General features: G+C 47.5%; 11 protein-coding genes. All 11 read left to right on the plus strand.

Features of this window, described 5'->3' with window-relative positions:
* Nucleotides 1-115 precede the first annotated feature (115 nt).
* A complete protein-coding gene (locus E6C60_RS04170; protein ID WP_233281208.1) occupies nt 116-970 on the plus strand; it encodes an ABC transporter permease in 855 nt (284 codons plus the stop codon).
* A gap of 19 nt (nt 971-989) precedes the next feature.
* A complete protein-coding gene (locus E6C60_RS04175) occupies nt 990-1868 on the plus strand; it encodes a carbohydrate ABC transporter permease (protein WP_138224679.1) in 879 nt (292 codons plus the stop codon).
* A gap of 124 nt (nt 1869-1992) precedes the next feature.
* Nucleotides 1993-3714, plus strand: a complete 1722-nt coding sequence (locus tag E6C60_RS04180) for an extracellular solute-binding protein (RefSeq protein WP_138224680.1) — start codon at nt 1993-1995, stop codon at nt 3712-3714.
* 113 nt (nt 3715-3827) lie between these two features.
* On the plus strand, nt 3828-4397 hold the full coding sequence (locus E6C60_RS04185; RefSeq protein WP_138224681.1) for an SF0329 family protein: 570 nt from the start codon (nt 3828-3830) through the stop codon (nt 4395-4397).
* Nucleotides 4398-4515: 118 nt separating this feature from the next.
* A complete protein-coding gene (locus tag E6C60_RS04190) occupies nt 4516-5679 on the plus strand; it encodes a DUF4317 domain-containing protein (RefSeq protein ID WP_138224682.1) in 1164 nt (387 codons plus the stop codon).
* A gap of 235 nt (nt 5680-5914) precedes the next feature.
* Nucleotides 5915-7219, plus strand: coding sequence for a DNA recombination protein RmuC (locus E6C60_RS04195; protein WP_233281132.1), 1305 nt, complete (start codon nt 5915-5917; stop codon nt 7217-7219).
* A 194-nt stretch (nt 7220-7413) separates the two neighbouring features.
* Entirely contained in the window at nt 7414-8307 is an 894-nt protein-coding gene (locus tag E6C60_RS04200; RefSeq protein ID WP_233281209.1) for a 3'-5' exoribonuclease YhaM family protein, read from the plus strand.
* A gap of 27 nt (nt 8308-8334) precedes the next feature.
* On the plus strand, nt 8335-8961 hold the full coding sequence (locus E6C60_RS04205) for a TVP38/TMEM64 family protein (RefSeq protein WP_138224685.1): 627 nt from the start codon (nt 8335-8337) through the stop codon (nt 8959-8961).
* 290 nt (nt 8962-9251) lie between these two features.
* Nucleotides 9252-11123 (plus strand): hypothetical protein, encoded by a 1872-nt coding sequence (locus tag E6C60_RS04210; RefSeq protein ID WP_138224686.1) that lies wholly within the window; start codon nt 9252-9254, stop codon nt 11121-11123.
* Nucleotides 11124-11166: 43 nt separating this feature from the next.
* Nucleotides 11167-11871, plus strand: coding sequence for an OmpA/MotB family protein (locus E6C60_RS04215; protein ID WP_138227620.1), 705 nt, complete (start codon nt 11167-11169; stop codon nt 11869-11871).
* On the plus strand, nt 11861-13096 hold the full coding sequence (locus tag E6C60_RS04220; protein ID WP_175415187.1) for an EH signature domain-containing protein: 1236 nt from the start codon (nt 11861-11863) through the stop codon (nt 13094-13096). The genes E6C60_RS04215 and E6C60_RS04220 overlap by 11 nt, the downstream gene beginning before the upstream one ends.
* Nucleotides 13097-13105: the final 9 nt, after the last annotated feature.

The raw sequence follows: 13105 nt of genomic DNA on the forward strand, positions 1-13105 counted from the left end.
CAGGATGGAAAGCGTGAAAAGCAACCCGCAGGCAGCACCAAAGCCTTCCGTCAGTAAAGTAAGAAAAAGCAAAAAGCCAAGGGAGAAGCTAGGAAGAACATGGCCGCTGCATCTCATGCTGTTACCGGCTGCGCTGGTGACCCTGATTTTTGCCTATGTGCCTATGGGCGGCCTGATTATGGCCTTTCAGGATTTCAAGCCATACGATGGCGTCTTTAATTCCCCATTTGTCGGTCTGGAGCATTTCCGATTTATGTTCGAGTATCCCGACAGTAAGCAAGTCATTATCAACACCCTGATTATTGCAGGACTCAAGATCGTGTTCGGGCTTCTCGTTCCGTTCACCTTCGCCATTCTCCTGAATGAAATCCGCCTGACTCTGTTCAAGCGGGTCGTCCAGACCCTGGTTTACCTGCCCCACTTTATTTCATGGGTCATTCTGGGTGCCATCCTGACCGATATGCTTGGCAGTGAGGGCATCGTCAACGGCATGCTGCAGGCCATGGGTATGGATCCGATCTTTTGGCTCGGGGACGGGAACTGGTTCCGGTTTACGGTCGTCGTCAGTGACATTTGGCAGAACTTCGGCTTTAACACTATCGTGTTCCTTGCGGCATTAGCGGGTGTGAATCCGTCGCTGTACGAGGCGGCCGAGGTGGATGGCGCGAACCGCTGGAAGCAGACGCTGTATATTACGATCCCAGCCATGATTCCGATTACGGTCGTAGTCGCCACGCTGTCGATCGGTAATATTCTGAATGCAGGCTTTGACCAGATCTTCAACCTGTATAACCCGCTTGTGTACGACAAAGGAGATATCATTGATACGTTTGTCTACCGCACCGCGATTTTGAATGGACAGTTCAGCTTTGGTACGGCAGTCGGCATGTTCAAGTCGGTGGTCGGTCTCGTACTGATCGTCATCTCTTACCGCCTGGCAGCAAGATATGCAGGCTACAAAATATTTTAGGGCGAAGGAGTAGAAAGAGATGTATTACAAAACAAGCGGCTATCGCATATTCAGTATCTTCAACTACACACTGCTCACATTGATCTGCATATCCTGTGTGCTGCCGTTGCTTCATATTCTGGCGGTCAGCTTCAGCGGAAGTGCGCCGGCGAACTCCAACCTGGTTGGACTTCTGCCCATTGATTTCAACGTCGAGGCATATACGAAAACCTTGAACAACAGCAACTTCCATCAAGCATTGTCGATGGGCGTGTATCGGACACTGCTCGGCACCTTTGTCGGCATGGTACTGATCGTGCTCGCCGCCTACGCGCTGTCCAAGGATTCACACGGCTTCCGCAGTCGATCCTTTTACACCTGGTACTTTCTGTTTACGATGCTGTTCAGCGGGGGGATCGTCCCGGCCTACATGCTGATCCGTAACCTGGATCTGATGAACTCCATCTGGGCGCTCGTACTTCCGGTTGCCGTCAATGTCTTCAACATGGTTCTGATGATGAACTTCTTCCGGGCTGTGCCGAAGGAGCTGGAGGAGGCGTCACTGATTGACGGCGCGGGTCATTTCCGTACCCTGTGGAGCGTATTCCTGCCGATTTCCATGCCGGCGCTGGCCACCATTTCCCTGTTCACCATGGTCTTTCACTGGAATTCCTGGTTTGACGGACTGCTGTTTATAACAGACTATAAGAAATATCCGTTGTCTACGTTCCTGCAGACCGTCATTGTTCAGCAGGATTTCAACAAGATTAACCCGGATGTGAATGAGCTCAAGAACATTTCCCAGCGTACCGTAAAATCCGCTCAGATCTTTATCGGAACGCTGCCGATTCTGTTAGTATATCCGTTCCTGCAAAAATATTTTGTGAAGGGTATTATCCTGGGTGCGGTAAAAGAATAACGGCAAGACATAATAAATTAGCATAAATGCAAATATTGTGGCATTTCGGAGATTGCAGTAGCCGGGTTATAGTGTAAACGTATTCAAGAAGCACGACACAAAAACAATGATGGGGGAAGTACACATGAAAAAATGGATGTCTGTTTTGTTGGTAGGCACGCTGTCCTTGAGCTTGGCCGCATGCGGCAGCAGCAATAACAGTGAAACCGATACAGCGAACAATAACACATCGCAGAATGAAGGCTCGACGGGATTTGAGAATGGCAAATATGATCCGCCGATTACGCTGACTACAGTACAGGGACTTGACTCCAATGCTTCGATCTTCAAGCAAGGCGAGACGATGGAGAACAATGTCCACACCGAGCTTATTAAGGACCGGCTCGGCATTGAGCTGAAATATGACTGGGTCGTAACGAACACGAATGACGCCTACAAAACCAAGCTCCGGCTGATGCTTTCTTCCGGGGAGAAAATGCCGGATGTCGTTCGCTACCGCGGTGACATGGAAACCGTCAACATGCTGATTGACTCCGGCCAGTTTATGGCTGTGGATGAGCTCGTTGAGCAATATGCCGGCGAGGAATACAAAAAGGGCCTGGAACTCGATCCAACGATCTGGTATCCGGTAACACGCGACGGCAAGAAGATGGCACTTCCGATTCTGGATTACGCCTATAACTCGAACCAGACGCTGTTTATCCGGGAGGATTGGCTGAAGAAGCTGAACCTGAAGGCGCCAACGACGCTGGAGGAAATGGAGCAGGTGATGGATGCTTTCGTAAACCAGGATCCGGACGGCAATGGCAAGAAGGATACCATTGGTCTTGCAGCAGGCTTCAAGAATGGCTTTAACAACTGGATGACCGACATCGGCTTCGTGTTCGGAGCGCACGGCGTAATTCCAGGCAGCTGGAATCCGGATGAAAACGGAAAGCTGAGCATGGGCTCTGTCGATCCGGCAGCCAAGGAAGCCCTGGCTACGATCCAGTCCTGGATGGAAAAAGGCTACATTTCTCAAGACGCAGCCTTGAAGGATGAAGTTGGCGCGTCGGAGTTCTTTACAAAAGGTCAGGCCGGCATGATGGTAGGTCCGAACTGGATTCCGGCATGGCCGCTGCCAGACTTCGAGAAGAACGTACCGGATGGCGAGTATAAAGCGTACCCGCTGCCTGCAGGTCCTACGGGTAAAGCAGGCGCCGCTGGAAACAACCCGCCTGTAAACGGTTATCTGTTCATCAACAAGGATGCCAAGAACCCGGAAGCGGTTCTCCATTACTACAATTTCTTCTTCGATAACTTTGCAAATCCGGCAGAGGGCAGCGAATTCGCTCAGGGCTTTGCAGAAGGCTATGATTACGCAGTAGGTCCGGACGGCAAGGTTATCAAAACGACAGAGGAAGCCAAAGCCAATCCGGAGCTGTTCCCTGGCGTAGATTTGAACAACCCGCTGCCAAACCCGATGTTCTACACCTTGACGTATGAAGGTGCACGGATTCCGACGCTGTACGCCGAAAGTATGGTCAAGGCAGCGGAGGGCGGCGAGCTGGAAACTCCTTACGAGAAGACTGAGGTCGGCGGACGTCATCCCGAGAACGTTCAGGCTATGAAGGTGATTATGGATCAGCAGGACATTTACCTGAAGAACTACTACATGGGTCCACTGACAGAAACGATGCAGAGCAAGAATGAATTGCTGAACAAGCTGATTAACGAAGCGTACAACAAGATTGTGTACGGTCAGGTTTCGGTCGACGAGTTCGATAAGATGGTCGAGAACTGGAAGAAATCCGGCGGTGAGCAAATCACGGAAGAAGTTAACGCTTGGTACGATACTGTAAAATAGCACGGCTTAAAGACATCCCCCCAAGTCTCCTTGGGAGGGATGTTTTTTTGAGTCGTGGGCAATGCTGACCTGAGCCATGCTACAATAGAAGAAAGCGAAAATGGGAGGATCACATGTCCTGGAGTAAATTGAAGCAGCAGTTAGAGAGCTTTCTGAGCCCCGCGCTGCAGGGGAAGGTGGAGTACCGTGCTACGAGCTACCGGTATGCGCCTGATAAGGCAGGAGACTGCTATATTACCGCATTCAAGCACAATGTGCTGAATATGAATGACCCCGGCAGCCCTGTCACATGGTATGCCTCCGAGCAGGAAATCAAGCAGGATGACACGATTCAGCTGCACATCTCTCCGGAAGAGGTAGAGGCAGTCCGCGCTGGCACAAATAGCAGCATTCCCGAGGAGCGGCTGCGGGTCATGGCAGCAAGCCGGAAGAAGACCGCGCTCGCCAAGGAGCTGATGTCGGTCCAGACCGCGCTGGTTAAATCGAGCTTTACGGTGAAGGCCACACATTTTTTATCCACTTCTATAGAAGAAAATTTGGAGAGCAAGGATATTCTGCTCAATATTCTGGCCCTGGTGGACCGGCGGGTGGGGAGAAAGCGTCTGCTGGCTCTGACCGACACCATGAAGCTTAAGCATCCTGCGGTGCAGTATTTCTATGAGCTGCGGCGGAGTGCGCTGTAATGGAGAGGGCTACGCCATGCTACGCCATGAAAGGAAGAAAGTCCTGCTGGACGTGAGGCTTAGATAACCTATATGCTAGGGAGCATGAATCTATGGTTTGGGGGATGTCTGATTAATTATGTTGAAAAAAGAAATAGCTTATATCCGCAAGCAATTCAAGCTGGATCATGAGAAGCTTCATATATACGACATTCTGAACGTGTATATTATGAAGGATAGCAGCGAGGTGTATCATGATGAACGCCTGCCGTTTGAGATGCTGGACCGGGAGAAGCAGGAGCTGTATATGGGCAATTTCAAAAAGCTGCTGGCCGGAGAGCTCGATCAGAAGCTGTTCGAGCTGAAGCTGCACGAGGAAGCGGAGACGCCGACCCGGGTCATGCTTCACCAGGGCCTCGTAACCGGCGATCCGGAGGAGTGGCATGATCTGATGCTGCTGCTGGTGGAGAAGATGCTGACAGATACGACCTATGAGAAGGATACGGTCGTCACCTTTGTCCGGGGACAATACTATCAGCCGACCCAGGCGCGCAAGGATGAGAACGAAGAAAGCCCGAATAATGAAATGTTCGCGAACCCGTTTATTTTGTGCAGCATCAATTCAACAGAGCAGCAGCGCAAGTCCCTGCTCTTCGATTATGTAGAGCGAGAATTCAAATACAACGTGATTGTGGATCCCATCATTAAATTAAGCTCGCCGGAGCAAGGGTTCTTCTACCCGAGCGTGACCGACGGCTATTCCGATGTGAACCGGGTGCTGTACTGCTCGGGTAAGCCGAACGATCCCAATCTGCGCTTCATAGAAGAGGTTCTGAATGCGGAGAAGACGGTAACCGCGCTGGAGGAACGCTCTATTTTTGAGGAGATTGTGAAGGAGGTCGCAGAAGACCAGCTGGATGCCTCCAAGATTGCCAGTGTATATGAAGAAATTCATCAGGTGATCGAGACCCATGAGGAAGAGGAGCCGGCACGGCTTGACTACAAGGATGTGGAGCGGCTGCTGACGGGAAGCGGTGTCGAGAACGTCACCGCCGAGAAGGTGGAGCGGGCTTTTGAGAGCATCGTCGATAACAAGAACTATGAGATCAAAGCGAGCAGTGTGATCCCGAAATTCAACTCCAAGTCCATCAAGATCAATACCAAGGTGGCGACCATCTCTGTCAGTCCACAGGACTTGAAGTATGTGAAGCAGGTTAACTACCAGGGCAAGAAGAGCATCCTGATTGAGGTCGATGAGGACATTATCATTGAGGGCTTTACGCTGAGTACGGAGGATTTGTAGCGCCTGGAGGTAGATTCTTATTTCACGAGACAACTCCCTGGAGTGAAGCCCGAAGCAAAATAATAAAGACATGGCGGAGTCGGGTAGGTTAGCCCAGCCCCGCCATGTTTTTATTATGGTGAGTACGAGAATTTATTCTATAGCTTTTTAAGAACATATGTTCGATGACACAAAGCTGCCATTGAGGAAATGTAATATAGAACAAAACGCTGGATTCATGTGAAGGAGGATGTATATGGAAATAATTGCACTCATCGTAAATGCCCTGACGCTGTTGGTCGTGTCTGCCCTTTACTTCAAGAAACAAGAGGTTGAGGTGATTCAGGCTGAGCTCCGAGTGGAGCTGGAGAAGACAAAGGAAGAAATACGCAAGTCCATTATGGAGCAGGCTGTGCAAAATCGGCAGGAAGCCCATACCGCGGCAAAAATGAACCGGGAAGAGCTGAACGGATCTATGGGTAATATGAATCGTACCCTTATAGCGAGCATTGGGGAGCTGGCCTCTCAGCAGAAGAATCTGCTCGACAGCTTCTCTAAGCGTCTCTCTGATCTGACCGTGATGAATGAAAGAAAGCTGGAGACGATCCGCAGCACGGTGGAAGAGAAGCTCGTGCATTTGCAGGAGGATAACAGCAAGAAGCTGGAGCAAATGCGCGCTACCGTCGATGAAAAGCTGCATGCTACCTTGGAGCAGCGGCTCGGCGACTCTTTTAAAATGGTGAGTGAGCGGCTGGAGCTGGTCCATAAAGGACTAGGGGAAATGAAGACGCTGGCGAATGGAGTCGGCGACCTGCGAAAAGTATTGACCAACGTCAAGACCAGAGGAACACTGGGCGAGCTGCAGCTGGAAAATTTACTGGAGCAGACACTTACTGTAGAGCAATATGACAAAAATATCGCTACCAAAAAAGGCAGCAGCGAACGTGTAGAGTTTGCTATTAAAATTCCGGACAAGAACAACAAGGATCACTTCATACATCTGCCGATTGATTCCAAATTCCCGATTGAAGACTACCAGCGGCTGTTAGATGCTCTGGAGGAAGGCCATAGCCAGGCGGCAAGCGAGTATTCGAAGCAGCTGGATGCCAGGATTAAGAGTGAAGCCAAATCCATTCGGGACAAGTACATCGATCCGCCGAATACAACCGATTTTGCGATCATGTTTCTGCCGGTCGAGGGCCTGTTTGCTGAAGTGCTTCGCAAGCCGGGACTATGGGAGTCTATTCAACGAGAATGCCGTGTCGTCATCGCAGGCCCCACTACACTTACGGCTGTTCTGAACAGTCTCCAGCTGGGCTTCCAGACGCTGGCCATACAGAAGCGCTCCAGTGAAGTATGGCAGGTGCTTGGCGCCGTCAAAACCGAATTCGGCAAATTCGGTGACGTGCTGGAGAAGACTCAGAAAAAGCTGCAGGAGGCCAGTAATTCGATTGACGCTGCATCTACCCGGACGCGAGTTATAGAGCGCAAGCTCAAAAAAGTTCAAGAGCTGCCGGCAGTGGAAGCAGAGCAGGTTCTGCTGGAGGCAGCTATAGATTGACCTGTATAGGCAGCGGTTCGGATGATGCTGCCCAAGTTACTTTTTTTAGCGAAAAGCTGTAAAATAGTCTGTGGTAATAGGGCTGCGGTAAAGGTAGACGCAGAAGACGAATGGGTAGAGGTGAAGCCGTGAATACATTAATTCAAGACTTGAAGGAAGGCGACGATTTCGTCGGCTTCTACCTGATTAAAGCGATGGAAGCAAGACAGACGAACAGCTCGGTGCCCAAGGATTACCTGGACCTGGTCCTTTCGGACTCCAGTGGAAGCATTTCCGCGAAGTATTGGGATGCCAGCAAGACGGATTTGGAAACCTTTTTTCCGATGTGCGTGGTGAAGATCCAGGGTGCGGCGCACGTTTATCGGGACCAGCTGCAGGTGAAGGTGCTTCGGATTCGCAAAGCGGATGAGAATGATGGAGTCTCTGTCACGGATTTCATCCGCAGCGCGCCTGTCGCGGCAGAAGAGCTCATCGCGGTCATCCAGCGGACCATTGAAAGCCTGGAGCATGGGGACATCCGCAGGATCGTCACCTTTTGCTTCGACAAGGTGAAGGAGCAGCTTCAGTCCGCGCCAGCGGCAAAATCGTTTCATCATGCTTATTTTGGCGGGCTGGCCTATCATATGGTGCGCATGCTGGAGCTCGGTGAATTTCTGTGCAAGCAGCGGCCGTTTCTTCAACGTGATCTGGTTCAGGCAGGCATTATTTTGCACGATATTGCGAAGCCCGCCGAAATGATCTCGGAATACGGGATCGTGCAGGATTACAGCAATGCAGGCAAATTGATCGGGCATATCAGCATGGCTGCCCAGTGGGTCACCGAAGCAGCCATCAAGCTGGAGCTGGACACGGGATCGAACGCAGTACTGGCTCTGCAGCATCTGATTCTGTCTCATCATAACCTTGGGGAGTGGGGCAGTCCCGTCCAGCCGCAAATGCCGGAAGCCGTGGCTCTTCATTATATTGATGCGATGGATGCGAAGCTCCAGATGGTGGAGGACATGCTCCAGACGACAGCAGACCATCAGGAATGGACACCGGCCATTCGGGGACTGGAGAACAAGGCCATGGTCAGGCTGAAGCTGTGATGATGAACGGAGGCGAAACCACAGTCTATGGTTAAAAAAATTGGCTTAGCCCTCTTTTATCTTGTCATCGCCGGTCTGATTTATAAGTATGGGGAGTCCATTCTAGCCTGGTTTCGGGAGACCGACAGTGCCTTCCAGGTCATTGGGATGGCCACGCTAATGGCATTGTTTCCGATGATTCCTTATCCTGTGGTGGGAGGCTTGATCGGAGCCGCATTCGGCCCGGTCACCGGCGGATTGATGATCTGGACCGGCTCGACAGCGGCTTCCTTGATCATGTTCCTGTTTGTGCGCTACGGGTATCAGGACTGGGGCAAGAAGGCCTTGATGAAGGCGCGAAGGCTGGAGAAGATGACCGTGCTTTTTGAACAAAATGCGTTCCTGTTCATCCTCTTCGCCCGGATGGTCCCCACCATCCCGTCCATCATCGTGAATGTATATTCGGCCCTGAGCCGGGTCTCGTTCGGGGTCTACGCACTTTCTTCCTCCCTGGGCAAAATTCCTGCAATGCTGCTGTTCGTGCTCATTGGCGACAGCCTGCTCACCGAGCCAAGAAACGTATTTATTACGATCATTATTTATGGACTGTTTCTCGCCGTAACGATCTATGCGTACCGGGCCTGGAAGAGCAAGCATGTGAGTCCTGCTTCGTAGGGAGTGTTTAATGTCAGAGCCGGTTATGGACCGGCTCTTTGTGTTGGTTTATTTAATTTTTCATGGATATAAGTTCATAGGTATAATATACTAGGGTATATTATAAAATTTACCTGTATAGGAAAAAGGGGGCTGCTAACGATTTGATTAACTGTCAATATAGCATTCTAAGCATGAGGTTTAAGATTACATAAGAATGAATGTGTAATGTTGATTTTTCAATATGACGACTTCACTCTATGTGAAGTTTTTTTGTTTGAAGAAATTTTGTATGAACTTGGAGGTTAACTATGGAAGCTATTTTCACTTCCCCATCGTTTTACATATTTTATATCGGTATAATGGTTGTAATATTTGCACTCAGTTGGTATCGTATCCTTCGTCCTTATTCTATGAGTAAGAAAGCTGCAACAGCGATTAACAGCAAGTTACTTGAGTTGTCTCAGACCCATGATATGTCAGTGAAATTTCATCAAATGAATGAATGGTTTGAGCAGAACAATAACGAGTACATACAGAAAAGTGTTTTTCCAGCTTGGCAAAGCTATTACGAAAAGTACTTGTTTTATCAAAAAAAAGGCATCTCTTATACTCCTGATGTATATGATTTCTTTTTTGAGGAATCTCTGGTACAGAGCTTCGGGAAACGGAAAGCTGCCGACATTATTGCAGGAGTGTTTTTATCGCTAGGGATAGTAGGAACCTTTCTTGGAATCGCATTTGGCGTGTCTGGACTTGAAGTAGGAGGAGATCCGGAGGTGATGCAAGCCGGGATTGGAGTTTTGCTTTCAGGGATGCAAGTTAAATTTTCATCTTCTATAGTTGGTATCTTACTTTCATTACTCTGGGTGTCAATAGACAAAGTGGGTTATTATCCGGGGCTTTCTCAATCATTCTCGAAAATACGACAAGACCTGGATGGGGCCTTTCCGACTCAAGATCAGGGAACCCTCTTGTTAAGTATGGATCAACGTCAGGAAAAGCAAATGCAGGATTTTCAATCATTTTTTTCTGAAGTCCTGATCCCTAATATGGTCAACGGATTGGCCGATTCTATTCATAAATCCATTGCTCCTCAAATGGAGCAGACTCAGCAAATTATGTCGGATCTGCTGCAAACGACGACGGTAAATCAAGCACAAGGGATGCAGCAAATGGTAGATACCTTTGTTACACAACTCAACGAACTAACTGGGGATCATATGAAAAACTTAGGAGTGGCGTTGAATTCAACCATTGAATGGCAGCAGAAAGTGCATACAGAGATGGGCGCATTAGTACAATCCATGCAAGAATCTGCTTCTAGCCAATCCGTTATGGTTGAGAAAACAACCGGCTTAGCGGAACAAATCCATAGTTATACCGAAAAAATTACAGACTATCAGGAAGTACTTGAGAAAACAGTGACGGAGCTGAATCAAACCACGGAGAAAAACAGCCAACTTCAAAGTGTAACCGCAGAGCTGCTTGATAAAATGATGGAAGAACGTAAGCTGTTTAACGAGTACTTCGAAACTCATATGATCACGTTAAAAAATAATGTAGATAATATTGTCCATCAAACCGAATTGCAGGTGACCTTCCAGGAACGATTAGAAGAGAACCTGCAGCGAATCTCTACCATCACACAGAGCCAGCAAACTTTGGCCGTTACAATGGCTCAGCAGGCAGATCTTAACAAGAAATCAAATCAGGAGTTGGAAGTTATTTTTGATAAATTTACTTACAATAACTCTGAATTTGTTCATATTCAAGATGATCTTACAAGCATCATCAAAATCATTCAGCAGGAACGAAAAGAGCTGGATGATATCTCTAGTAAAGTCCAAAGTACTTTGACCGACCAGTTACATGATATGGATCAAAGAGTTGAACAGTTAAGGGTTATTTGGGGGTCTGCCAGTGACTCCATGGCTAAGACGAATAAGCACTTGGAAACATCTATGAATCAATTTACAGACGATATGCACCGTGGACTGCAAAATACATTCACACAATTTGATCAGGAATTGACCAAATCTGTTCAGCATTTGGCTAGCGGAGTAGATGCAATCCAAGAAGGCATTGTTGATTTACCTGATGCGATTCAAGCTTTGAAGCAAGCAGTAGGAGAGATAAACCGTCAGTCCAAACGGATATTAAGTCCGGTAACTTCAGAATAAGGTGTTGATATAGTTGGCAAAAGGAGCTAGAAATGAACGGCATATGCCTCGGTCTCATGAGGCGGAGAAAGAGAGCTTCTGGGTATCATATACCGACCTGATGTCCGCGTTACTTGTTATATTTGCGTTGGTGCTGATGATTACTATATTTAATACCCAGTCGGCCTACGAAGAAAAAGAAGCGGCTATAAACGAAAAAAATCAAATGATCGAAGATGTGATCGGAGTGAAATCCGAGATCATTCAGGAACTCATTAGAGCTTTTGAAGACTCTGATCTTGCCATGGAGGTTGATCCTCAAACCGGTGCGATTCGTTTCTCAGGAGGCGTGTTCTTTGACTTGAACAGCAGTATGGTTTCAGTGAAAGGGACGGATTATCTTGAGAAATTCATACCCCAATATATTAATATTCTGCTCTCCGATCGCTTTAAGGATGAGGTCTCACAAATCATTGTAGAAGGCCATACAGATACGACAGGAGGCTATCTATACAACCTGCAATTGTCTCAGGACCGTGCTCTTTCCGTTGTCCAACAAATATTTCAGCCCTCCTTCCCGGAATTTAAATACCGGAATCAGTTAAAGTCTGTCATCACGGCTAACGGTAGATCATTTAGTATTCCGATTCTGAAAAAAGACGGGACTATTGACGCTGACAAATCGCGGAGAGTTGAGTTTAAATTTCGGCTTAGAGATGATCAGCTGCTTGATCAACTGCAGAAGCTGGGGGAACGAGATGGAAATTAACAAGTACTTTTACATGTTTTCATTTGAACCTCAACTGTTGACGGAAGAAAGACATAGAGTCGAACGAAAATTTGAGAACAAGGCAGCTGATATTATAAAACGGCGTGGGAAGATGCTGCTTCCTAACCTGCTGGAGTTGATCCGCTCTACACCTATGGATCAGATCGAAGGTTTGGCAAAAAAACTGAAAAAGATGGAAGTCTTACTTTTAATTTATGAGGATTACCCGTTCCCGGATGAAAATCCGGAAACGGTATTTAAAATCAATCAAATTCTTACAGCCCGCTACTCGAACGAGGTGGGTAAGACGGCTTGGAATATGTATCAACATCTTATTTCAGATAATATGCTGCAAGATTTGCTTCGACGGATCTTTCAAGTTGATCAGTTCGGTTTCTTACTTCTAGAGGTACGTTTACAGCGAAATTTAGAACAAGCTATCTTTCATATTGATGGTATGGTACAAGGGATGACTTCTATGCTGTTGTCGTTAGATATGGGGATTAAGGATGTATTTGAAAAATTAAAAGTGGAGGAAAATTCAAAGCTTGAAATGTCTCTTATGAAGAGAGTGCTAGAGCAAGGTTTAAGCACAGATTTCATCATTAATCGTGATGGAACTGAGTTTATTGCAAGATTACTCGATACTTACCCCATGGATGAATATAAACAGCTCATCAAGATTTATTTTGAAGCACGGTCATATGATCACTTCCATGCAGTTCTAACCCAGCAAGCAATTGATCGGCTTAGAGATCCCAGAGAACGGTTAACGGACTGGCATTTCTTAAATGATCAGGCAGTTGGAGAAGTCAAACGGTGGCTAATCCAAAGGAAACTGCAAATTATCTTTAAGGATGATCAGGATAATAAACGCCTGAATTATTGGAAAAGATTTATTGACCATATGCGGGATGTTGAATTGATTCAGGATCCGATGATTGCATTTATTTATTTTGACCAATTCGTGGTTGTTGAATATGGAAATATCGGGGCTGCTTACTTTTACCATCGTGAAGGATTCGACAACATCATTCAGCCAATCAGTACGTCTCATACCTTTAGAAACAGCCGTAGTCGAACAAAGAAAGAATACATGTTGAAGGTACCCGAGCCGATAAAAAAGGGTCACCCTCTCTTCATCAACAAGCTGGGTCATCATGGAAGATACTGGACAGACAAATTTGATGAGCACATGAGATATTACTTGGATGGAGTATTTTAAGGAGGGGCA

The organism is Paenibacillus algicola (assembly GCF_005577435.1).
GTDB classification, from domain to species: domain Bacteria; phylum Bacillota; class Bacilli; order Paenibacillales; family Paenibacillaceae; genus Paenibacillus_AQ; species Paenibacillus_AQ algicola.